General features: G+C 73.4%; 19 protein-coding genes. 11 read left to right on the top strand and 8 right to left on the bottom strand.

All coding sequences use genetic code 11. The annotated features are described in order from the left end of the window. Positions 1 to 74 precede the first annotated feature (74 nt). The 4 genes from ACIO6U_RS32900 (at position 75) to ACIO6U_RS32885 (ending at position 4841) form a co-directional block, all read left to right on the top strand. Positions 75 to 707: a DUF6643 family protein gene (locus ACIO6U_RS32900; RefSeq protein ID WP_355343905.1), complete on the top strand. Its 633-nt coding sequence runs from the start codon at positions 75 to 77 to the stop codon at positions 705 to 707. 53 nt (positions 708 to 760) lie between these two features. Continuing rightward, positions 761 to 1588, top strand: coding sequence for an MOSC domain-containing protein (locus ACIO6U_RS32895; RefSeq protein WP_401724689.1), 828 nt, complete (start codon positions 761 to 763; stop codon positions 1586 to 1588). Positions 1589 to 1681: 93 nt separating this feature from the next. Further along, positions 1682 to 2311, top strand: coding sequence for a hypothetical protein (locus ACIO6U_RS32890; RefSeq protein WP_401724686.1), 630 nt, complete (start codon positions 1682 to 1684; stop codon positions 2309 to 2311). Positions 2312 to 2429: 118 nt separating this feature from the next. Then, a complete protein-coding gene (locus ACIO6U_RS32885) occupies positions 2430 to 4841 on the top strand; it encodes a right-handed parallel beta-helix repeat-containing protein (RefSeq protein ID WP_355343896.1) in 2412 nt (803 codons plus the stop codon). On the opposite strand, the gene ACIO6U_RS32880 is transcribed toward ACIO6U_RS32885, so the two are convergent. After that, positions 4811 to 7267: a hypothetical protein gene (locus ACIO6U_RS32880; protein WP_401724824.1), complete on the bottom strand. Its 2457-nt coding sequence runs from the start codon at positions 7265 to 7267 to the stop codon at positions 4811 to 4813. The genes ACIO6U_RS32885 and ACIO6U_RS32880 overlap by 31 nt on opposite strands. Before the next feature lie 348 nt (positions 7268 to 7615). Between ACIO6U_RS32880 and ACIO6U_RS32875 the strand changes: the two genes are divergently transcribed. Next, positions 7616 to 8461, top strand: a complete 846-nt coding sequence (locus tag ACIO6U_RS32875) for a DeoR/GlpR family DNA-binding transcription regulator (protein ID WP_188286022.1) — start codon at positions 7616 to 7618, stop codon at positions 8459 to 8461. Between the two features lie 180 nt (positions 8462 to 8641). Here the strand turns inward: ACIO6U_RS32875 and ACIO6U_RS32870 are convergent, their stop codons facing one another. The 3 genes from ACIO6U_RS32870 to ACIO6U_RS32860 form a co-directional block, all read right to left on the bottom strand. Further along, complete coding sequence (locus tag ACIO6U_RS32870) at positions 8642 to 10045, bottom strand: hypothetical protein (RefSeq protein WP_401724683.1); 1404 nt, start codon at positions 10043 to 10045, stop codon at positions 8642 to 8644. Positions 10046 to 10195: 150 nt separating this feature from the next. After that, on the bottom strand, positions 10196 to 10888 hold the full coding sequence (locus tag ACIO6U_RS32865) for a cytochrome b/b6 domain-containing protein (protein ID WP_401313980.1): 693 nt from the start codon (positions 10886 to 10888) through the stop codon (positions 10196 to 10198). Continuing rightward, on the bottom strand, positions 10869 to 11558 hold the full coding sequence (locus ACIO6U_RS32860) for a molybdopterin-dependent oxidoreductase (protein WP_391164131.1): 690 nt from the start codon (positions 11556 to 11558) through the stop codon (positions 10869 to 10871). The genes ACIO6U_RS32865 and ACIO6U_RS32860 overlap by 20 nt, the downstream gene beginning before the upstream one ends. Before the next feature lie 349 nt (positions 11559 to 11907). Here ACIO6U_RS32860 and ACIO6U_RS32855 point away from each other — a divergent pair, with 349 nt between their 5' ends. Next, positions 11908 to 12315: a RidA family protein gene (locus tag ACIO6U_RS32855; RefSeq protein WP_401724679.1), complete on the top strand. Its 408-nt coding sequence runs from the start codon at positions 11908 to 11910 to the stop codon at positions 12313 to 12315. A gap of 54 nt (positions 12316 to 12369) precedes the next feature. Here ACIO6U_RS32855 and ACIO6U_RS32850 read toward each other — a convergent pair whose 3' ends face one another. Beyond that, positions 12370 to 13599 (bottom strand): PLP-dependent cysteine synthase family protein, encoded by a 1230-nt coding sequence (locus ACIO6U_RS32850; protein ID WP_401724676.1) that lies wholly within the window; start codon positions 13597 to 13599, stop codon positions 12370 to 12372. 250 nt (positions 13600 to 13849) lie between these two features. Between ACIO6U_RS32850 and ACIO6U_RS32845 the strand changes: the two genes are divergently transcribed. After that, complete coding sequence (locus ACIO6U_RS32845) at positions 13850 to 14359, top strand: ATP-binding protein (protein WP_391050183.1); 510 nt, start codon at positions 13850 to 13852, stop codon at positions 14357 to 14359. Positions 14360 to 14629: 270 nt separating this feature from the next. On the opposite strand, the gene ACIO6U_RS32840 is transcribed toward ACIO6U_RS32845, so the two are convergent. Then, positions 14630 to 14950, bottom strand: coding sequence for an SHOCT domain-containing protein (locus ACIO6U_RS32840; RefSeq protein WP_401724673.1), 321 nt, complete (start codon positions 14948 to 14950; stop codon positions 14630 to 14632). 216 nt (positions 14951 to 15166) lie between these two features. Between ACIO6U_RS32840 and ACIO6U_RS32835 the strand changes: the two genes are divergently transcribed. Next, positions 15167 to 16078 (top strand): DUF2797 domain-containing protein, encoded by a 912-nt coding sequence (locus ACIO6U_RS32835; protein WP_401724670.1) that lies wholly within the window; start codon positions 15167 to 15169, stop codon positions 16076 to 16078. Positions 16079 to 16960: 882 nt separating this feature from the next. Here ACIO6U_RS32835 and ACIO6U_RS32830 read toward each other — a convergent pair. Then, entirely contained in the window at positions 16961 to 18193 is a 1233-nt protein-coding gene (locus ACIO6U_RS32830) for an ROK family protein (RefSeq protein WP_355343876.1), read from the bottom strand. A 17-nt stretch (positions 18194 to 18210) separates the two neighbouring features. On the opposite strand from ACIO6U_RS32830, the gene ACIO6U_RS32825 reads away from it, so the two are divergent. From ACIO6U_RS32825 to ACIO6U_RS32815, 3 genes are all read left to right on the top strand, one after another. Further along, positions 18211 to 19557 (top strand): MFS transporter, encoded by a 1347-nt coding sequence (locus ACIO6U_RS32825; protein WP_401724666.1) that lies wholly within the window; start codon positions 18211 to 18213, stop codon positions 19555 to 19557. Between the two features lie 157 nt (positions 19558 to 19714). Next, a complete protein-coding gene (locus ACIO6U_RS32820) occupies positions 19715 to 20128 on the top strand; it encodes an SCO4225 family membrane protein (RefSeq protein ID WP_355343871.1) in 414 nt (137 codons plus the stop codon). Between the two features lie 62 nt (positions 20129 to 20190). Then, a complete protein-coding gene (locus tag ACIO6U_RS32815; RefSeq protein WP_401724663.1) occupies positions 20191 to 20973 on the top strand; it encodes a maleylpyruvate isomerase family mycothiol-dependent enzyme in 783 nt (260 codons plus the stop codon). A gap of 35 nt (positions 20974 to 21008) precedes the next feature. Here the strand turns inward: ACIO6U_RS32815 and ACIO6U_RS32810 are convergent, their stop codons facing one another. After that, positions 21009 to 21404 (bottom strand): MarR family transcriptional regulator, encoded by a 396-nt coding sequence (locus ACIO6U_RS32810; RefSeq protein ID WP_355343865.1) that lies wholly within the window; start codon positions 21402 to 21404, stop codon positions 21009 to 21011. Positions 21405 to 21451: the final 47 nt, after the last annotated feature.

Below are 21451 nucleotides of genomic sequence, written 5' to 3'. Positions count from 1 at the left end.
CGCGCAACACGCAGCGCAAACAACCCGCTAATCGGTCTCCCCAACGACCACATCGTGGGCTTAACTTATGGCTCATGAGCTCCCCCCGCGGTTCTTATGGTGGCGGCTACAGCGGCTACTACCCCTCGTCCTCGTCCTTCCCGGACACCCCGATCTACGACAGCCTCGTGGCCGAGCGAGGCACACCGCAGATCGCCCCCATCCGCGTGCCGTCCTACACCCCGTACGAGACAGGCACCGGATACAGCGGCTACCCCGGCAGCAACCTTCCCGCGCTGCCCGCCCTCCCGGCTCTGCCGTCGGGGCCGTCGGCCCCCTCGCCGCAATACACCCAGCCGCAGCCCGCCGCGCAGAACGGCTACCCGACGCCCGCGTACCAGCCGCCGCCCGCGCCGTACATCCCGCAGCAGACCGCCGCCCCGCGCGGCGGCTTCAACGGGAACGCCTTCAACGGCGGCAACGGCGGCGCTTTCAACGGCGGCGGCTCCAACGGGACGGGCACCGGCAACGGTTACAGCAACGGCGGCGGGTACCCGGCGCAGCCTCCGCAGCCCTCCCCCTCCGGCTACGAGGCCGCGCGGCCGGTGCCGCCGCGTCCCGTACCGCCGCGGCAGGCGCCCGGCGGCCACCCGGAGGAGCAGTATCCGCGGCGCAATCTCGGCCAGGGTGTTCCCCCGGCCGCCGGAGGCGGTTACTACCAGGGCTGATCAGGTACCTCCCGGGCCGATCGGCCCGGCGCGCGTGCTGGCAGGATGGCGGTATGACCTCGACCGTCCTCAGCGCGCTGCACATCTACCCGGTCAAGTCGCTGCGTGGAATCAGCATGCGGACGGCGGTCGTGGAGCCGTGGGGGCTCACCGCTGACCGCCGTTGGATGCTGGTCGACCGCGAGCGGGGCAAGGCCGTGACACAGCGGGAACAGCCGCGTATGGCGCTGCTGGCCGCCGAACCCGTGGGGGGTGGCGGTCTGCGGCTGACCGGTCCCGGGCTGCCGCCGCTCGACGTCGCCGTGCCTGAACCGGGTCCGCTGGAGACGGTGACGCTCTTCGCCCACAAGATCGAGGTCGTGCCCGCGGGGCAGGCGGCCGACGACTGGTTCAGCGGGTATCTCGGCCGCCCGGTGCGGCTGATGCACATGGACGACCCCGCGGTCCGGCGGCCGGTCGACCCCGATTTCTCCGCGCCGGGCGACATGGTCAGCCTCGCCGACGGCTTTCCGCTGCTGGTGACCACGACCGCCTCGCTCGCCGCCCTCAACTCGCTGATCGCGCAGGGCGAGCGGGCCGAGGAGGGCCCGCTGCCGATGAACCGCTTCAGGCCGAACGCGGTCGTGGAGGGCACCGAGGCGTGGGCCGAGGACGACTGGCGGCGGGTACGGATCGGCGAGGTCACCTTCCGCGTCCCCAAACCCTGCGGGCGGTGCGTGATCACCACCACCGACCAGGGCAGCGCCGGGCGCGGCAAGGAGCCGCTGCACACCCTCGGCAAGTACCGCAGGATCGGTTCGAGTCTTGTTTTCGGCCAGAATCTGATCCCCGAGAACCCCGGAACCCTACGGGTCGGCGACCCGTTGACCATCGTGGAGTAACGCGTCGCCGCGGCGCTCCCGCGACCCCCGCGGATCCACACGCATGAGTCGCGCCGTTTGCGGTAGTTGAACGGGTGTGAAGGGGGTCCGTCCATGAATCGCCAGAGTCGGCAGCGTCACCGCACACGGCTCAGGAAGTTCGGCTGGCGGTGGCGGCGCAATCCGCTGCGGCGCCGCTCCGATCTCGTCGAGGCATGGCTCGGCGTGGCCACCGTGGTGCTGCTCTGCGCGACCCCCGCGCTCGGCTGGTGGGCGGGCAGTTCGGTGGACCGGGCCCTCCAGCGGGTGGTGCGCACCGAGAACGCGCAGCGGCGGCTGGTCCCCGCCACCGTGCTGGATCCGCCGGACACGACGACGCCCGTGGTCTCCGACAAGGTCGGCACCGCCGATCCGCGCCGCGGCGATCTGCTGCGCTGGAAGTCCCCGGACGGCGAATCCGTCTACAGCGCGACGGTGCCCGGCGACATCGAGGTCTGGCGCAAGGGCGGTATCTGGCTGTGGACGGACCGCTCGGGCGAACTGGTCGCGCCACCGCTGGACTCGGCCACCGCCGCCACGCACTCCGTGCTGGCGGGCACCGCGGCCGCGACGTCCGCCGCCGGATTCGTGATGATCGTACGGCAGTTGGTGATGTGGCGGCTGATGAGCCGCCGGCTGACGAGCTGGGAGCGGGACTGGGCCCGCGTCGGCCAGGACTGGGGCCGCGCGGGAGCGGGCGGCTGAGCGGCGCGACGACCGGGCGGGATCGCGGGCGGACCGGTGTTCGTCAACAGCCGCCTTCCGCGCACGCTACGGTGGGTCCCCGGTCAGCAGATGCAAGAGGTGGGGGCACAGCAGCCCGATGGCACATGGCGTGGTCCAGGTGACCAATCCGAACAGCTCGCGGTGGCGCCGCCGCACGGGCGAGTACGAGTCCCTGGCCGCCGCGGTCGAAGCGGCGGCGGACGGTGACATCCTCTCGGTGAGTTCAGGCACCTACCGGGAGAATCTGGTGCTGGACCGCGCGGTGACACTGCGCTGCGCCGACGGCGCCGGGACGGTACGGATCGCCCCGGCCTCGGGCGTGGCGCTGACCGTACGGGCCGCCGCGACCGTCCAGGACCTCGTGGTCGAGGGCCAGGACATCTCGGCCGCCGCGCTGCTCGTCGAGGCGTGCGCGCCCGAGCTGACGGGCCTGCGGATCAACACCCGTTCCGCCGTGGGCCTTGAGGTGCGCGACGGCGCCCGGCCCACGGTGCGGCAGTGCACGGTGGACAATCCGGGCGGCCTCGGGATCAGCGTGCTGGACGCCGCGGGCGGGCTGTTCGAGGAGTGCGAGGTGGTCGCCGCGGGCCAGAGCGGGATCGCCGTACGCGGCGGGGCCGCGCCGCGCCTGGAGCGCTGCCGGGTGCACAACACCTCGGGCTCCGGCCTGTCGGTGACCGGCGAGGGCAGCGCCCTGGAGGCGGTGGGCTGCGAGGTCTACGAGATCCGCGGCAGCGGTGTGCAGGTCTCCGCGCGCGCCTCCGCGCACTTCACCGACTGCCAGGTGCACCGCACGACCGGCGACGGCATCTCGCTGGACACCGACGGGGTGCTGGCGATGGCGGACTGCGACATCCACGACATCCCGGAGAACGCGGTCGACCTGCGGGCGCGTTCGGTGCTGACGCTGACCCGCTGCCAGGTCCGCCGCTTCGGCCGCAACGGCCTGTCGGTGTGGGACCCGGGCACCCGCGTGGACGCCAACCAGTGCGAGATCCACGACAGTACGGGCGACTATCCGGCGGTCTGGGTGAGCGACGGCGCCGTGGCCATACTGGATTCCTGCCGGGTCCACGACGTGCCGGACGCGCTCTTCGTCCTGGACCGGGGCTCGCGCGCCGATGTCGTGGACACCGACTTCTCGCAGATCCGCAACACCGCGGTGTCGGTGAGCGACGGTGCGAACGTCCAGCTCGACGACTGCCGGATCCGGGAGGCCGCCACCGGCGCCTGGTTCCGCGACCACGGCAGCGGCGGCACCCTCGCGCAGGTCACCATCGACGACACCGCGACCGGGGTGATCGTCACCAAGGGCGCCGACCCGGCGCTCGACCGCTGCACGGTCACCAACGCGGCCGAGTCCGGCATCTACGTCTCGGCCGAGGGCCGCGGCACCTTCACCGCCGTCCGGGTCACCGGCAGCCGCGGCTACGGCTTCCACATCATCGACGGCTGCCGGTCCACGCTGACCCGCTGCCGTACCGAGCGCTGTGCGCGCGGCGGTTACGAATTCGCCGAGCCGGGCCCGGTCACCGAGGACTGCACCAGCGACCGGGCGGCGACGGAGGCCGATCCGGTGCCGGTGCCCTCGGGCGCCGCGACCGTGCAGCAGGCCGCGGCGACACAGTCGTACGGGCTGCTCGGCGGTGTTCCGGAGCAGCGTCCGGTGGCCGAGACCGCGCCGCCCGAGCAGGTCGCGCGGGACAGCGACGACGTGCTCGGCGACCTGGACGCGCTGGTCGGCCTGGACAGCGTCAAGCGCGAGGTGCGCACGCTGATCGACCTGATCGCGGTCGGCCGCCGCCGCCAGGAGGCCGGGCTGAAGGCGCCCTCGCTCCGCCGCCACCTGGTCTTCACCGGCTCCCCCGGCACCGGCAAGACCACGGTGGCCCGGCTGTACGGGGAGATCCTGGCGTCGCTCGGTGTGCTCCAGCGCGGCCATCTCGTCGAGGTGGCGCGGGTGGACCTGGTGGGCGAGCACATCGGGTCGACGGCGATCCGTACCCAGGAGGCGTTCGAACGGGCCCGCGGCGGTGTGCTGTTCATCGACGAGGCGTACGCGCTGGCCCCCGAGGACTCCGGGCGGGACTTCGGACGCGAGGCGATCGACACGCTGGTGAAGCTGATGGAGGACCACCGGGACGCGGTGGTGGTGATCGTCGCCGGGTACACCGCGGAGATGGAGCGCTTCCTCGCCTCCAACCCCGGTGTGGCGTCGCGTTTCTCACGGACCATCACCTTCGGCGACTACACCGCGGAGGAGCTGCTGCGGATCGTGGAGTCGCAGGTCCTGGAGCAGGAGTACCAACTCGCGGACGACGCGGGCGAGGCGCTGCTCAAGTACTTCACCGCGATCCCGAAGGGTCCGGGGTTCGGCAACGGCCGCGCGGCCCGGCAGACGTTCGAGGCGATGGTCGAGCGGCACGCGGGACGGCTGGCGCAGGTCGAGGAACCCACGCACGAGGAGCTCCAGTTGCTCTACCCGGAGGATCTGCCGGAGCTGCCCTGAGCGGGCAGCGCGGTCGGCGCCGGGGCGGACCGTACGGCCCGCTCCGGCCTTGACCGCGCCAACTCGGCGAGCAGCGCCGTGCGTTCCTCGGCGAAGGCCGGGTCGGCCTGGAAGTCCGAGTGCCCGAGCACTGGTTCCGGCAGCGGGTGGTACAGACTGCGGCCGTACGCGACGGGGTCGAGCAGCGGACCCCGGTCGACGTACGGCGCGGCCGAACTGCCGTGCTCCTCCGGTGCGTTGGAGCGGGCGCCGAGGTGGACGGGGCCGCCGATCGGGTCGGTGCGGCGCCACAGATTGCGCCAGGCGTGCATGTCGTCGTGCAGTGCGCGCAGCCGATCGGGTCCGAAGTGGGCGGGGAACCAGCGGCCGTAGAGCCGGGCCAGCGGACAGCCGTAGGTGAGCAGGGCGACGCGGGCGCGGGTGGCCGGGTCGAGCTGCCAGACCGCGGCGGCGGCCAGGACGCTGCCCTGCGAGTGGCCGGACAGGATGATCCGGCCGCCGGTGCGCCGCGTCCAGGTCTGGATCCGCCAGCTCAGGTCGGGCACCGCGCGCTCGGCGTAGCAGGGCGGCGCGAAGGGGTGCGCGGCGCGCGGCCAGAAGGTGCCGACGTCCCACAGGATGCCGACCGTGCGGCGCGCGGAGGCGTCGCGGTACGCCCGCCGTCCCAGCGCGATCAGCGCCACCACTCCGGCGCCGACCATCCAGGAGCCGAGCGCCTGCGCGGTGCCGGCGACCGCGTCGAGGACGCCCGGCGCCCCGGCGGCGGTCTCCCCCGGTGTGCGGCCCGAGCCCAGGGCGCCCACGAGAGCCCCGGCGCCCAGGGCGAACGACGCCGCACACACCACGGCGATCAGCGTCGGCGCGCTGTCGGTCAGCCCGGCGCGGGCGAGGGTCCCGGCGATCTGCCGGGTCCTGGTCCTGTGGTGCGGCTCTTCCGGGTACATCCGCTCGACCTCCGCGCGCAGCTCCCGCTCCCGGCGCCGCAGCCGCCACATCACCGCGGCGGCGCACAGCAGGAGCACCGCGAGGACGGCGGGGATCACGGACGCCTCCCAGGTCAGCACGGCGGGCGGCCCGGCCAGCGAGCTGCCCTTCTCGCCGGGCGTCGGACCCCGGTCCAGCCAGTCCGCGCACCGCTGCGCCACCCCGCCGGTCAGCACTCCGCCCATCGCGCAGGCCAGCAGCGCGACGGCGGGCCCGGCGAGCCCGCGCAGCGCGACCCCGCGGTCGGCGGGCAGGCCGTCGGGGGCGTCGTCAGGTGAATCGTCGGGCGCGTCGGCGGACCCGCGAGGGGTCGCGGACGTCGGCGCGTACTCCGGCGGAGGCGAGCGGTGCAGGAGCAGCGCCGTCACCGCGAGCGCGGCGATCAGCGCGCCCTGGAGCACGGTGAGCACGGTGAACGTCTGGGCGGCGGGCAGCCGTCCGGCGGAGGTCCAGCCCGGCCGGTGCCAGGCGCCGTAGACGACGGCCGCGGTCAGTGCCGCCGCCGTGCCGTTGAGCAGGACCCGCGTGGTGAGCCGGTCGGTGGTGTCGTCCACGTCGTTCTCGGTACGGCGGGCCCGGCACGCGGCGACGACGGCCGCCGTGCCGAGGACAGCGAGCAGCCCGGCGAGCGTCCAGCCGACCGCCGGGAGCGCCCGCCCGCCGTCGCCGTGGTCGTAGCGCAGGGCCGGGACGCACAGGGCGGCGGCGACGGTGAGCAGGCCGGCGGCGGTGTGGGCGGTGCGCAGCCGGGCGACGGACCGGCGGCCGTACCAGAAGCCGGGCAGCGCGAGGGCGGGGGTGCCGGAGCCGGGCAGCGCGAGGGCGGGGGTGCCGGAGCCGGGCGGCGGGGCCTGCCGGTCGTTCGGGCGCTGCGACTCGTACGCGTACCAGGTGCGGTGGGACAGCCACCACAGCAGGCAGGTCAGGGCGAGCGGTGCGGTGGCGGCCAGGGCGAGGCGGCGGCCGGGCTCGCTCCACCAGCCTCCGCGCTCGACGGCCGCGAAGCCGAGCCACGCCTTGTCGCGGGCGCAGGCGGCCCGGCCCGCGCACTGCCACGCGACGATGTCGAGGGCGACTTCGCAGGCGGCGGCGACCAGCAGCACGGTGAGGGTCAGCGCGATCAGCCGGACGAGGACGTCGTAGCCGCGGCGCAGCCGGTGCCGGGTGGACGGCGGGCGCATCCAGTGCGCCAGGTTGGCGATCATGAACGGCAGGAGCAGCAGCCACAGCGCGCGGCTGCCGTTGCCCGAGGTGAGGTTGGACCAGCAGTACGCCTCGGCCACCGGGCCGTCGCGGTGTTCCTCGGGGTGCTCCTCGGCGTCGGCGTCGCGGACGCGGCGGTGTATCCCGGCGATGTCGTCGCCCGCGACGCAGACGATGCGGGAGTCGTCGAGCATGAGGGCGGGGGTGGTGCCGCCGACTCCGTGGACGAGGAGTTCCAGCGCGAGCGTCTCGCACGTACCGCCTTCGGGTCCGGTGTTCGCCTCGGGTTCCGCTTCGGCTCTCGCCTCCGCTTCCGCCGCCCGCGCGTCCGTTCCGCCTCCCGCTCCCGCTCCCGTTCGTGGTGACACTGCGTCCCCCGTCCCTCGCTGTTCCCTCCGGTGGTGCCCGCCCGGCCCGCGGGCAGCCGTCAGGCCCGGCAGCCGTGCCGTAATCGTGATGTCGATGGTCGGAAGTCGTACCGGTCCGGTCACCTGACGTACACGCGATGTCGCCGCTCATGGAAAGATGACCGCAGCACGTCGGTGGACGGCATCGCGGACAACGAGACGGACGGGACGGGGTCACGGGTGAGCGACAACCAGAACCTGCTCGCGGAGCAGCGGCGGGCCCTGATCCTCGACGAGGTGCGGCGGCGCGGCGGTGTCCGGGTCAACGAGCTGACGCGGCGGCTGAACGTCTCCGACATGACGGTGCGGCGCGATCTCGACGCGCTGGCCCGGCAGGGTGTCGTGGAGAAGGTGCACGGCGGCGCGGTGCCGGTCGTCGAGGCCAGCAGCCACGAGCCGGGCTTCGAGGCGAAGTCGGCGCTTGAGCTGGGCGCGAAGGAGGCCATCGCGCGGGCGGCGGCGACCCTGGTCACGCCGGGCAGCGCCATCGCGCTCGCGGGCGGCACGACCACCTTCGCGCTGGCCCACCATCTGCTGGACGTGCCGGATCTGACCGTGGTCACCAACTCGGTGCGGGTCGCGGACGTCTTCCAGTCGGGGCAGCGGCGGACCGGCGCCCACAGCGGCGAGGCGAGCGCGACCGTGGTGATCACCGGTGGTGTGCGCACCCCGTCGGAGACGCTGGTCGGCCCTGTCGCGGACCGGGCGATCCAGTCCCTCCACTTCGACCTGCTCTTCCTCGGCGTGCACGGCATCTCCGTGGAGGCGGGCCTGTCGACGCCGAACCTCGCGGAGGCCGAGACCAACCGGCAGTTCGTACGGTCCGCCCGCCGCGTCGTGGTGATCGCCGACCACACCAAGTGGGGCACGGTGGGCCTGAGTTCCTTCGCCTCGCTGGAGGACGTGGACACTCTCGTGACGGACGCGGGCATTCCCGAGGTGCTGCGCGCGGAGATCGCCGAGCACCTGTCGGAGCTGATGGTCGCCGAGGAGCCGGAGGGCTCGACGGGCGCGGCCGACAACTGACCGCCCGGCTAAGGGTGTTCAGGGCTTCGGCTCAGTTCGTACAGGGCTTCGGCTCCGGTCGTACAGGGCTTCGGCTCCGGTCGTCCAGGGCCTCGGCCCAGGCCGCCCAGGGCCTCGGCCCAGGCCGCCCAGGGCCTCGGCCCAGGCCGCCCAGGGCCTCGGCTCAGTTCGTCCAGCGGCTCAGCGGTATTCGGCGAAGCGTGCGCGCACGGCGAGGAGCACCAGCAGACCGGCCGCGCCGAGCGCGCCCGCCGGGATCTGGGGCCAGCCCGCCAGATCGTCGTGGGCGGCCCTCGCGTGCGTGTCGAAGTCGTCGAGCTGACGGCCCGCGAGGGCGTCCAGGGTGGTGGCGAAGTCCCAGAAGTCGAAGGCCACGTCACCGCGTCCGACATTGGTCAGGACAACCGCGGCCTCGTCCGTCCTGCCCCGCGACTTCAGTGACCGCAGCCGCTTGTCGTCGGCGAGGAAGTGGCCGTAGCGGGTGAGAACGTCCTCGTACGCGGCGCGTTCGGCCGCGGTGGCGTATCCGTCGGGGCTGAGCAGTGCGTCGAGTCGCTTGACCAGACCGTCGAACTGCCGCTGGTCGGCGACCCCGTAGGCGGCGTCGTGGACGAACCAGCGGCTCTCGCTCGCGGCGGCCTGCGCGGCGGTGGCGCGGGCCTCGGCCAGTCGGGACCAGGGGCGCAGCCCTTCGCGGCCGGCCGCGGTCACGGCGTCGGCGGACGAGGTGAGGGCGAGAGTGCCCACGAGGGTGACGAGCAGCGCGGCGACGGTGGCCGCGACCAGCGCCGGGCTGAACAACCGCCGGTAGTCGGTGGCCAGTTCCCACTGCCACCACAGGAGGAAGCCGAGCGTCAGCAGGCCGACGGCACCGATGACCAGGGCCCAGCGCAGCGCGGCCGAGTGGGCCGCGGACTCCAACTGCGCCGCCTTCGCCTCGTACCCGGCGGACAGCTCCGTGGCCTCGGGCAGGAGCTGGTCGTGCATGATCTGCCCGGCCTGGACGTTCATCGCCACGGCGCGCGGCGGCGGGTGGCCCGCGGTGCGGTCGGGCTGCTGCTCGTCCACGTAGGCGGCCCGGCCGCTGAGGTCGTCGTAACGGCCGAGCCCGTCGAGCAGGTCCCGCACCCGGACGCTCTGCGAGCGGTCGGCGGCGAGCTGCCGCAGCAGGTCACTGATCTCGGCGCGCCGCTGCTGCGCGGTGATCAGCGCGATGAGCTGGTTGCCGACCTCGACCTGTGCGTCGGTGGCGGATCTGCCCGGTGCGAGGGTGTCGGCCCGCTGGGCGTCCAGGTCGGCCAGGGCGAAGCGCAACTGACCCGCCACGGCGGCCCGTTGGGTCACCGCGTCCCGCAGCCCCGCGGTGTCGGACCGTACGCCGATCGCCCCGGCGACCGCGACGGCGCACAGCGCGGCCAGCAGCGCCAGCGCCGTCACGGCCCTGGTACCGAGCCGCCGCGGCCCGGCCTTCCCCCGTCGAAGGCCGCGCCGCGGCGCGCGTATCGTCTCCGGTTGCCTGACCGTTACGGCCACCACCGCCGGCGGGTCGCCCGCCGGGGGCCGCGTCACCTGAGACGTCGTCATGCGGCGACGCTAGGCGCGTCCCGCGAAACCCCGGTGGCCCCGGAGCGACCGCCCGGTGTCCGGCCCGTAACAGAACTGCCGCGAAAGGTACGTGCGACCGCGAACCGGCCGCGGGCGCACCGGAGTTCAGCGCGGCCCGCGCGCCGTGGTCTACCCCGACTTCCCCGTCCTCCCCGGAGCACGGCCGCCGCCGCTCCCCTCCCCGTCACCCTCGGTCGGGGATTCCGGCTGCCACAGCGGGTGTTCCTCCTTGATCCACCAGCGCGGTACGTAGCCGGTGCGCAGGCCGCGCCGCGCCTCGGGGTCCTTGCTGGCGAACCAGACGTGTCCGGTGATCCCGGCGGCCAGCAGGAGCGCCAGCCAGTCGTGCACGAAGGTGGCGCCGGTGCGGTAGAGCAGCGGGGACATCCGGGGGAACCACATGATCAGCCCGCTGCCGATCATCACCAGCACCGCGCCGACGCTGAAGGCGGCGAAGAGCTTCTGGCCCGCGTTGAACTTGCCCGCCAGGCTCGGCTCGCGCCTGCGGGTGCGCAGCGCGGCGCGCAGCCAGCGCCAGTCGTGCGGGAAGAACCGGCCGAGCCCGCTCGCGTCCCGGCGGAAGGCTCGCGAGGCCAGTCCCAGGATCACCGGTACCGGGAGCAGGATGCCGGACCACTCGTGGACGGTGACGACCAGCCGTCTGCGGCCGACGATCTCCGACAGCGGCGGGAAGTACAGACAGGCGGCGGTGAACACGCACACGCCCATCAGCCAGGCCAGTGAGCGGTGCACCCAGGTCTCGGCGCGGGTGAAGCGGCGCAGCCCGGTGACGGCCCGTGCCTCACGTAGTCGGGTCATCATGGCGGCCGTTCGACGTGCCGACCCATCCGTCCACGTCATAGCCGTAGTGCTCCCAGTAGCCGGGTTGGACGTCCTTGGTGACCGTGATTCCGGACAGCCACTTGGCGGACTTGTAGAAGTACATGGGCGCGGCGTAGAGCCGTACGGGTCCGCCGTGCGCGTCGGTGACGGGCTTGTCGTTCATGGTGAGCGCCACCAGCATGTCGGGCCGCCTGGCCTGCTCCATGGTGAGGCTCTCGGTGTAGACGCCGTCGAAGCAGTTGAAGCGGATCGCCCCGCCCTTGGCCTGGACGCCCGCCGCGTCGAGCAGGGTGGACAGCCGCACCCCGGAGAATGCGGTGCTCGGCACCCGCCAGCCGGTGACGCACTGCACGTCGTGCACCATCCGCACCTGCGGCAGCGCCCGCAGATCGGCGAGGCGGTACGAGGCGGGCTTGTCGACGAGGCCGCCGACGGTCAGCCGGTAGTCGTTCTCGCCCCGGTGCGGGATGGAGTTGGACACCGAGTAGAAGCGGAAACCGCCGCCGCCGGGCAGCAGTCCGGTCACCCCGGTGGGGTCCTTGGCGCTGACCGACGCCAGGATCGTGTCGAGCTTGCCCTGGACGGCGCTGCCCACGCCGACGCCGACGGCGCCGAGTCCCAGCATGCCGAGGATGACTCGGCGACCCACGGGGGTGCCGCGCCCTTCCGATTCCGCGCCTTCCGGGGAGTCCTGAGCGTCCTGCGAGTCCGGGGTGTCCCGCGGTTGGGGGGTGTCCGGCGTTCTGGGGGTGTCCGGCGATTTCGGGGTGTGCGGGACTGCCGACGGCGGAAGCGGTTCCGGTGACCTCACCGGGTGGGACGTGCTGTCTTCCATTCCTCGATTCGAGCACGCCGGAGGCCCGCTGGCCAGGGTCGGCGGCACTCCGTCAGAGTTTCGTCACATCCGGGTCCGTTTATCCGCGTCCGCTGTGCGTTCCGCGAGGTCGCGGCGGGTGCGGGTGCGGGGACCGGCACCCGGCTGTGCCACCATGCCGGTCATGGGTGACAAGGATCAGTCGGGCATCGCGCACTACGAGCGGCCGGAGGGGCTGCCGCCGGTCAACGGGTACAGCCACGCGGTGGCGTTCACCGGGCGCATGGTCGCGGTGTCGGGTCAGGTGCCGCTCGACGCGGACGGCACGCTGGTCGGCGAGGACGACGCGGAGGCCCAGATCCGGCAGGTGTTCGTCAATCTCGTCGCGGCGCTGGCCGCCGCGGGCGCGACGCCGGACCGGATCGTGAAGCTCACCGTCTTCCTCACCGATCTCGCCGATCTCGCCGCCTTCCGGCGGGTGCGGGACGAATTCCTGGCCCCGCAGAGGCTCCCCGCGTGTTCCCTGGTACGGGTCGCCGGGCTGGTCAACCCCGCGTTCCGGGTGGAGATCGACGCGCTGGCGGCGATCTGATCAGGCACTGGGTCCGGCGCCGGACCGCGCGCCGACCTCGTATCTGACGTGGCGTCAATCCGGCCGACTGCCGTCCGCCAGAAAGGCGTCGATCGCCGCCGCGTACGGCGCGATGTCCAGGCCCTGCGCCGCGAGCCAGGCGTCAGAGTAATACTTGTCGAGGTAGCGGTCGCCCGGATCGCAGATCAGGGTGACGACGCTGCCGGTGCGCCCCTCCGCGACCATCTCGGCGATGATCTTGAAGGCGCTCCACAGCCCGGTGCCGGTGGAACCGCCCGCCTTGCGGCCGATGGCCGTGTCGAGGGCGCGTACGGCCGCGACCGAGGCGGCGTCGGGGACCTTCATCATGCGGTCGATCGCGCCGGGCACGAAGCTCGGCTCCATGCGCGGCCGCCCGATCCCCTCGATCCGTGAACCCCGGTCGCAGGAAACGGACTTGTCACCGGTCAGCCAGCCGTCGAAGAAGCAGGAGTTCTCCGGGTCGGCGACACAGATCCGCGTGTCGTGCTGCATGTAGTGCACATAGCGGGCGATGGTCGCCGAGGTGCCGCCGGTCCCCGCGGTGGCGACGATCCAGGCCGGGTCCGGGTACCGCTCACGGCGGAGCTGCTGGAACATCGACTCGGCGATGTTGTTGTTGCCGCGCCAGTCGGTGGCGCGCTCGGCGTACGTGAACTGGTCCATGTAGTGCCCGCCGGTCTCGGCCGCGAGCCGTGCGGAGACCTCGTAGACCGTGCGCGGGTCGTCCACGAGATGACACCGGCCGCCGTGGAATTCGATCAGCCGCTGCTTCTCGTGCGCGGTGGTGCGCGGGAGGACCGCGACGAAGGGCACGCCGATGAGACCCGCGAAATAGGCCTCGGACACGGCGGTTGAGCCGCTGGACGCCTCGATGACCGGCTTGCCGGGGCGGATCCAGCCGTTGCACAGCCCGTAGAGGAAGAGCGAGCGGGCGAGACGGTGCTTGAGCGAGCCGGTCGGGTGGGTGGACTCGTTCTTGAGGTAGAGGTCGATGCCCCACGACTCGGGCAGCGGGAAGCGCAGCAGGTGGGTGTCGGCGGACCGGTTGGCGTCGGCCTGGACCTTGCGGACGGCTTCCTTCAGCCAGGCGCGGTAGCCGATGTCGGTGCGGTCGACGTCCACCGTGCCGGTACGGCCGCCCGCCCGGTCACCCGCCCCGGCCGCTCCGGTCGCCCCCGCCGCTCCGGCCCCCTCGGCGGTTCTTCCCGCGCCGCTCGCCCCGTCCGATCGCTCGCCGGTCTCGTCCGAATCGTTCGCGTCCATGCCGTGGATCATAAGCGTCTAAACCACCGGAAAGCGGTCCAGCACTGGCCCGTCGGCCTTTGCGCAGGCGGGCGACGGTCCCGGAAGTTGCGGATTCGGCCACCTGGGGAGACTCTGAAATCGCATCACGGAGTGCTGTAGCAGTCACTCTACGCATTTTCGCTCAGGTGTTCCCATCGGAGCGGCGTACGTCCCGGACCCGCCCCGCGGTGTTCCGGCCCCCGCCGCGGAGGGAGTCGCAGCCGTGATCATGCAAGCCGACCAAACCGACAGAGAGTGTGCGCTCGAACTCGACGCGCATCCGTACCGGATCCAGCAGATCCGGCGCATCGTGTCCGCCCAGCTTCGCTACTGGCGTCTCGACCCGCTGATCGACGCGGCGTCGCTCGGCATCAGCGAACTGCTCGCGAACGTCCACCGCCACGCCAAGCCCGACAAGCACTGCTCGGTGCGTCTGTCGCACGCGTCCGACCGCCTCACGGTGGCCGTCACCGACAACGACCCGAGGCTGCCGAAGCTGGCACCGGCCGCCGCGGAGCCGCTGGCGACCGCCGGTCGCGGGCTGGCCATGGTGGAGGCGGTGAGCGACAGCTGGGGCACCGATCTGCTGCCCGAGGACGGCGGCAAGGTCGTGTGGTTCGTGCTCCGCACACCGATGCCGCGGCCGTCGCTGGTCCCGCTGCGTGCCGCTGTGGCCTTCGAGCCCCCGCGTGAGCGCATCGCCGCCGTCGCCGCCAGTATCGCCGTACCGGTCGCCTGACCGACCCGGTGCGCAGGCCGCCCGTCACGGCGATCCGTACGGTGCCTGCGCGGCGATCCGCGAGGCCACGGAACCGGCCGTCGTATCCCCCCGTGCGGATACGACGGCCGGTCCGTCTGTGCGCGCGCTCCTCCCGTGCCCTGCTGTCGTGTCCCGCTGTCGTGTCTCGCTGTCGTGCCGGGCCGCCGTGCCCCGCTGGCTCACTCGGTGGTGACGGCCCGCAGGACGTCCAGCCGGGCCGCCCGTCGCGCGGGCCGCTGGGCAGCGCGCTCACGCCGTACCGCCCTTGCCCTCGCGCAGGTCACGGCCGAAGCGCTCGTCCAGGACCGACAGTCGGCGCCAGTACTCGTCCTCGTCGATCTCGCCCGCGGCGAAGCGGCGGCCGAGCAGGGTGACCGGCGAGTTCTCCGCGGCCTCGCTGACCGCCTCCGACCGCCACGGCGCTGTGCGCCAGGGGCCGCCGCGCCCGCGTCCGCGCCAGACGGTGCGGCGCAGCACGGTGATCACGGTGACGACCGCGGCCGCCCAGATCAGTGGCAGGAACAGAATCCACGGGCCAGGCCCGCCATCATGCCAAGCCAGGGTGTTCATCGCTCGTCAACTCCTCGGTGGATGCCGGGTCGGGAGGCTTCTTCCGACACCACCGAGCCTCGTCCTCCACGGGCCGCCCGTCGTCGTACGGCCAGCGGCACCCGCGCTACCACTCGCGGAGTACGCGGCGGTCCCGGCACTGCTCCCGGCGGTGCGGGCACCGGCGCCGGCGGTCGAGGGCGGGCGCTGTCGTACCCCTGCCCTAGGGTCGGGGACATGTGGCGCTGCACGGGACTGGGCTGGGGTCAGGGCGGTCCCGAGTGGACGTGGTGGCATCCGGTGCACCGCGGCCGGTCGAGCCCGCTGCGGCTCGGCGGACCGCTGTCCCTGGCCGTCGGCGCGGACGCGGTACGCACCTGCGCGGGGGTGTGGCGCGGCGGCCGGTACGTGACGTGTCCTTACGGCGCGCGGCTGCCTCCCGACGTACGGCGCGACCAGTGCGAGCGGTGCGCCGCGCTGGACCGTTCGTATTCGGTGGCGGCCGACACCAAGGCGGACGATCCGCGGCCGTACGCCGTCTATCTGGCCTGGTTCGGCCCCGGACTGCTCAAGGTGGGCATCACGGCGGCCGAACGCGGCGCGGCCAGGCTGCGGGAGCAGGCCGCCGTCTGCTTCACCTTCCTCGGCGAGGGGCCCCTGATGACGGCCCGCCGTACCGAGGCGATCCTGGGCGCGGCCCTCGGCGTCCCCGACCGCGTCTCCGCTCCGGCCAAGCGCGCCGCCCGCCACGCGCTGCCCGACGCGGAGGCCCGCGCGGCCGAACTGCGCGGCCTGCACGCCTCGGTGGCCGGCCTGCTGCCCGACACCTTGCGGGCTCGGCCCTGCGAAGTCGTCGACCACGCCGTCCTGTTCGGCCTCTCCCCCGGTCAACTCCCGCCTCCGGCAGCCCGCATCACCGCGCTGCCGCCGGGCAGCACGGTGACCGGGACGGCCAGGGCGGCGGCCGGTTACGACGTCTACGTGCGGGTCTCGGAGCCGGAGGGGGCGGAAGACTCGGGCCGCCTTCTGCTGCTCGACACCCGGCTCGCCCAGGGCTGGCCCCTGCTGCGCGCGCCGCACGGCGCGCCAACGGACGTCCCGACGGCCGTCACCGCGCCGGCCAAGCAAGCCCCGCCGCCGCTCTTCTGAGGGCTCGCCGCTGCGCGGTCTGTCTTTCCCGCCCACCCGCCCACCCGTGCGGGTGCTTTGTCGTCTGCGGGTGCCGCCTGTGCCTGGTCGGTGCCGGTCCGGGGCACCTCCTCGAAATCCGTACCACCTGGCCTTCGCGAATCCGGCACCCGGCCGTCAACGTATTTCTGCGGGGGCACCCCGGCCCGTCCCCTCCTCGCTCGTCGGCGTCCGGCGGTCCGGTGGGGGTTGCCGGGGAAGGGGGGTGGGTGGGGGCTCGGCCCCTGCGCCCCCCGACCCGCCCGCGTAAGCGGGAGGGGGATGGATGGGCTCGGGCACGTCGGCGTCCAACGGTCCACTGTGGCTGAGGAAAGTCCCAAAGACCTGTGACGGCGCCCGGCTGTTCCTCCACCGTGGGATCGACCGAGAGCGCCCCCTCAGGGCGGAAGACACCGGGGGCACCCTCACGATCTTGGACCCCCACCCCGGCCCCCACGGACAGGCGGACGCCGACATACCCGAGCCCACCCACCCCCTTTCGCCCACCCCAGGTGGACCGTCGGACGTCGAGGTACCCGAGCCCAACCACCCCCTTTCGCCCACCCCGCCGGGAGGTCGGGGGGCGCAGGGCAGAGCCCCTACCCACACACCTCCGGCACCCCCACCGGCGGGCGGACGCCGACGTACCGGGAGGGGACGGGCCGGGGTGCCCCCGCAGGGGGACGAACGGAAAGGGGCTGGACGTTTTCGAAGTGGGTGCACGTTCGTCGCCCGAGGAGGTGCCCCGGACCGGCACCGCCCCAGGCACAAGCGGCACCCGCAGACGAAGAAAACACCCGCACGGGTGGGCGGGCGGGAAAGACAAGGCACACAGCGGCGAACCGCCAAACGAACGGGCACCCCTCACCCGCCCAGCAGCGCCAGCGGATCATCCAGCACCGGCTGCCACGCCAACTCCGCCGCCCCGACAAGGCTGTTGTGGTCCAGAGCACAAGCGAGCAGCGGCACACTACCGCTGCGCCCCCAAAGGCTGTGATCGGCGACAACAGCCCGCAAACGCTCCGGATCAGCGTCCAGCAGATACCGGTGCAGGCCGCCGAGAAGGATGCGATCGGGGTTGAGGACGTTGACGAGTCCGGCCAGACCGCGGCCGAGGCGGTCGATGAGGGTGTGCGCGGCGTCGCGGACGGAAGGGTCGGACGGGTCGTCGTACTCCCTGCGGAGCAGGTCGATGGACTGCTGGAGCAGCGAGCCCTCGGGCCCCGGCGCGCGACCGGCCGCTTCGAGGAAGGCCAGCGGGTCGGCCTCGACGTCGAGGCAGCCGCGGCTGCCGCAGTGGCAGGGGCGTCCGTCGGGCAGCACGGTGAGGTGGCCGACCTCCAGGGCGAGCCCTGAACTGCCGGTGTGCAGACGGCCGTCGAGGACCAGGGCGCCACCGACACCGCGGTGTCCGGAGGCGACGACGAGCAGGTGCTGGGCGTCGCGTCCCGCGCCGTGCCGGTGTTCGGCGAGCGCGGCGACGTTGACGTCGTTGCCGATGAAGGAGGGGACGGGGTCGCCGTCGGGTCCCGTGATGCCGACGCGGGCGATCTGGCTCGCGAACACCTGCCGTACGGGGGCGCCCGCGGGCCACGCGAGGTGCAGCGGGTTGAGTGCGGTGCCCTCGGGCTCCGCGACGGCGGACGGTACGGCGAGGCCCGCGCCGACGCAGACCCGGCCCGACGCGCTCAGCAGCTCCGCTCCGGCCTCCACGACCGCGGCGAGCACATGCGCGGGGTCGGCGTGCACGGTCATGGAGCCGGGCGCGGTGGCGACGATCTCGCCGCCGAGTCCGACCAGCGCGGCCCGGAATCCGTCGGCGTGCACCTGGGCGGCGAGCGCGACCGGTCCACCGGGGGCCACGTCGAGCCGGTGCGAGGGACGGCCCTGCGCGCCGGAGGGGCCGGTGGGCCGGGTGTCGACCCGGATCAGTCCCAGTGCCTCCAGCTCCGCGGCCACCGCCCCGGCGGTGGCGCGGGTCACTCCGAGCTCCGCGGTGAGCAGGGCGCGGGTCGCCGCGCGGCCGGTGTGCACGAGGGAGAGTGCCGGGCCGAGCGCGCCCCGACCCCTCTCAAGCCTTGTCCGAATCTGTGTCACCCCTCTATTCTGACTTTGTGCCGACGCTAAACAAAATAGGGACGGCCCTCGGCCGATCCCACCACACTCCCCCACCCTCTCCTGCCCTACGCCGCCTGCGCGTCGCCCTGACCGTCTTCTTCGCCGTCGACGGCTTCCTCTTCGCCGGGTGGGTCGTCCGCATTCCCGCGATCAAGGCCCAGACCGGCGCGACCGCCGGTCAGTTGGGCCTCGCGCTGCTCGGTGTCTCCGTCGGCGCCATCGCCACGATGGTGCTCACCGGACGGCTCTGCCGCCGCTTCGGCAGCCGCCGGGTGACGGTGCTGACCGGCATCCTCCTCTCCCTGAGCATCGCCCTGCCCCCGAGGACGCACTCGGCACTCGCCCTCGGCCTCGTCCTGCTGCTGTTCGGGGTGGCCTACGGCGGCATGAACGTGGCGATCAACAGCTTCGCCGTCGACCTGGTCGCGGCCATGCGCCGCCCGGTCATGTCCAGCTTCCACGCGGCGTACAGCATGGGCGGGCTGCTCGGCGCGGGGCTCGGCGGCCTGCTGGCACCGCACCTGTCGGCCGCCACGCACCTGCTGCTGCTCACCCCGATCGGCCTGCTGACGGTCTTCCTCGCCGGACGCGTCCTGCTGGCGCACCCGCTGCGCCAGCCGTCGGCGGTCGCGGCACGCCAGACAGCCGGACCCGTACAGGCCCGTACGGAACCGCCGCTCGCGGACGGCCCGGCCCGTACGGTCGCGGCACCTGCCGACGCGGTCACCGCGACGGCGAAGGACCCGGTGCACGCGCCCGCCGCGAAGACCGCGCCAGGCAAGCCCGCCAGGACGGGGCTGATCGTCCTCCTCTTCGGGCTGATCGCGGCGTGTTCCGCGTACGGCGAGGGCGCGCTCGCCGAATGGGGGCCGCTGCACATCGAGCAGGATCTGCACGGCGGGTCGAGCATCGCGGCGGCCGGTTACGCGGCGGTCGCGGGCGCGATGATGCTCGGCCGCCTTTCCGGTACCGCGCTGATCGAACGCCTCGGACAGACACGGGCGTTGGTGCTGGGCGGCCTCACCGCCTCCGCGGGGATGCTGATCGGCGCGCTGGCACCGTCCACCCCGGTCGTGGTGGCCGGTTTCGCCGTCACCGGGCTCGGCCTGGCCAACCTCTTCCCCACCGCCATGGCCAGGGCGGGCGAACTGACCGGCCCCGGCGGCGTCGCGGCGGCCTCCACCCTCGGCTACGGCGGCATGCTGCTCGGCCCGCCCTCGATCGGTTTCCTCACCGACGCCGTCGGCCTGCCCACCGCGCTGACCACCGTCTCCGCCCTGGCCGCGGTCGCGGCGGCAATCGCCTACGGCGTACGGAACAGCGCCGCGCGCGCCGAGAAGTGACCGACGGAACAGGCGCTCACCGGCACGTATCACGGCATGCTGGTCCCCGGCCGCGAGATCCACTGCCGGAAGCGTAGGGCCCGGAGACCGGGCGGGGCGAAGGCGTCGGAGCCTCACGGGCCGGAACCGTACGGGTTCGGAACCGCAAGGAGGAGCGATGCGCATACCGTCCTGGCTGACCACCGCCACCGGCCCGCTGCACCGGGAACGGATCTCCCGCGGCTATCTGTACGTCGTCGGCGCCGCGCTGGCGCTGATGCTGCTGGACACGGCGGTCTTCTCGCACCGCAACGCCTCGCTCACCGCCGTCCTGCTGGTGCTGCTGACCCTGCCGTGGACGCCACTGATCTGGGCGCTCTTCGCCGCGGTCGGCGGCATGGACACCCGTGGCACCGCCTTCGGCTGGTCCGGCTGGACGCTGACCGTCGTGGCCGCGCTGGTCTCCGCGGCGCTCAACGCCGTACTGCTCGGCTACGCGGCCCGGTACGCCCGCCGCCGCGCCGACACCAGGGGCGAGCGCTCCGCCGACGGCTCGACGGCCGCGGAGACGGGCGCCCGGCCCACCCGCTGAGCGGGCCGCCGGCCCCGTTTACTCCCTCGCCCGCATGGTGACCGTCCTGCGAGAATCCGCGCATGGAGAGCGATCAGCGGACGGGGAAGCGGACGGGGAGCATGGAGACAGCCGAGTTCATCGACACGCTGCGCGACGAAGGCACGCTGCTCGCCGACGCGGCGGGCGGCGCCGGTCTCGACGCGCCCGTGCCGCCGTGTCCCGGCTGGCGGGTGCGCGACCTGCTGGCGCACACCGGCGCGGTGCACCGCTGGGCCACCGGGTACGTCGCCGAAGGCCGCATGGAGCGCGAGCCGTTGGACCCGGCGGTGCCCGACGACCCGGAGCTGGTGGACTGGTACCGGGGTACGCATCGGCGACTGACGGAAGCTCTGGTCGCCGCCCCCGCCGATCTGACGTGCTGGTTCTTCCTGGCGGCGCCCTCGCCGCTGGCCTTCTGGGCGCGCCGCCAGGCCCATGAGACGACGATCCACCGGATCGACGCGGAGGCGGCGCTCGGCCGCGACCCGTCCCCGCTGGCCACCGGCTTCGCGGCGGACGGCGTGGACGAGCTGCTGACCGGCTTCCAGGCCAGGCGGCGGGCCAGGCTCCGCACCGACCGGCCGCGCACGCTGCGGGTCCGGGCGACCGACGTGCCGGGCGGCGCCCGCGAGTGGCTGCTGCGGCTCTCGTCCGAGGCCCCGACCGCGGAGCGCGACGCGCCCGGTGAGGCGGACTGCACCGTCACCGGCTCGGCGGCCGACCTCTATCTGGCGCTGTGGAACCGCGGGCCGTACGAGCGGCTGTCGGTGACGGGTGACGACGCGCTGGTGGAGCTGTGGCGTCGGACGGCGAAGATCACCTGACGAACGGACCGGGGCCCGCGGATTGACGAACGGGGTCAGCTCTGGACGAGCATCCGTTCCAGCACGGCGCGGTGGCAGGGGCGGGCCTGTTCGTAACGGGCGCGGCCGGTCTCGGTGAGGCCGACGCGTACGCCCCGGCGGTCCTCGCTACAGATGCCGCGGTCGACGAGACCGTCCTTCTCCAGCCGGGCGACGAGCCGGGACAGCGCGCTCTGGCTGAGGTGGACGCGGTCGGCCAGCTCCTGGACGCGGAAGGTGCAGCCGCCGTCCTGGGGGTCGCCGGAGGCGAGCAGGTCCAGCACCTCGAAGTCGCTGGCGCCGAGCCCGTACTGGTGCAGCGCACGGTCGAGTTCACATGCCGTGCGCGCGTGAACGGCAAGGATCTGCCGCCACTCGTCCACGAGCGCCCGCTCACCCTTGTCGCCGGTCATGTCTGCACGGTAGCAGAAAGCGAACCCTTCATGCACGGACATTAAAT

The sequence above is a fragment of the Streptomyces sp. NPDC087422 genome, assembly GCF_044744145.1.
Taxonomy (GTDB): domain Bacteria; phylum Actinomycetota; class Actinomycetes; order Streptomycetales; family Streptomycetaceae; genus Actinacidiphila.
This window is presented reverse-complemented; position numbering and strand designations above follow the sequence as displayed.